1 protein-coding gene is annotated in these 270 nt (G+C 71.5%); it reads left to right on the top strand.

Going from position 1 to position 270, the window contains the following annotated elements; all coding sequences use genetic code 11:
- The coding region (rplP, locus tag FLQ44_RS08165; RefSeq protein WP_147693970.1) for a 50S ribosomal protein L16 at nucleotides 1–270 on the top strand (270 nt) is incomplete at both ends.

Below are 270 nucleotides of genomic sequence, written 5' to 3'. Positions count from 1 at the left end.
AGGCGCACAAGGGCCGCATCCATGGCGACGCCCCCGGCGGCACCCAGCTCAACTTCGGCGCCTATGGCCTGAAGGCGATGGAGCCGGAGCGGATCACCGCGCGCCAGATCGAGGCGGCCCGCCGCGCGATCACGCGTCACATCAAGCGCCAGGGGCGTTTGTGGATCCGCATCTTCCCGGACGTGCCGGTCTCGTCCAAGCCCGCCGAAGTCCGCATGGGCTCGGGTAAGGGCGCGCCGGAGTTCTGGGTGGCCCGCGTCAAGCCCGGCC

The sequence above is a fragment of the Vogesella mureinivorans genome, from assembly GCF_007644035.1.
Taxonomy (GTDB): Bacteria; Pseudomonadota; Gammaproteobacteria; order Burkholderiales; family Chromobacteriaceae; genus Vogesella; species Vogesella mureinivorans.
Note: the sequence above shows the minus strand (reverse complement) of the source record. Positions and strands in the feature narration are given on the sequence as shown.